Annotated in this window: 1 protein-coding gene; it reads right to left on the bottom strand. The window is 63.3% G+C overall.

Going from position 1 to position 297, the window contains the following annotated elements; all coding sequences use genetic code 11:
- On the bottom strand, positions 1–297 hold a 297-nt coding region (locus J5M58_RS27340), incomplete at both ends, for a hypothetical protein (protein WP_207880619.1).

Raw genomic sequence — 297 nt, forward strand, 5'->3', positions numbered from 1 at the left:
GCAGGGCTTGCACCCAGCCAGTGCGTTGCGCGTTGAGCTCCATGACCATGCCGACCGGGTCGGGCAGCGTCAGCGCCAGCAGGCCATTGGGCAGTTGTTCCTGCTGGATGACATTGCGTACATGGGTGCGGGTTTCATGCCAGCGGCCCAGGCGGCTGTAAAAGCCATGAGCGCTGGTGAACCTGGCGGAGGAAAAGGTAGAGAACTCCAGCACCTGCTCCAGGCCGAAGCGGAAGCTGTCGGTCATGGCGATGCCGAGGCTGGCAGGGTCGTTGCGTGCGGTGTTCAGGTCCACTT

The organism is Pseudomonas sp. 32_A (genome assembly GCF_017490905.1).
In the GTDB taxonomy this organism is placed as follows: domain Bacteria; phylum Pseudomonadota; class Gammaproteobacteria; order Pseudomonadales; family Pseudomonadaceae; genus Aquipseudomonas; species Aquipseudomonas inefficax.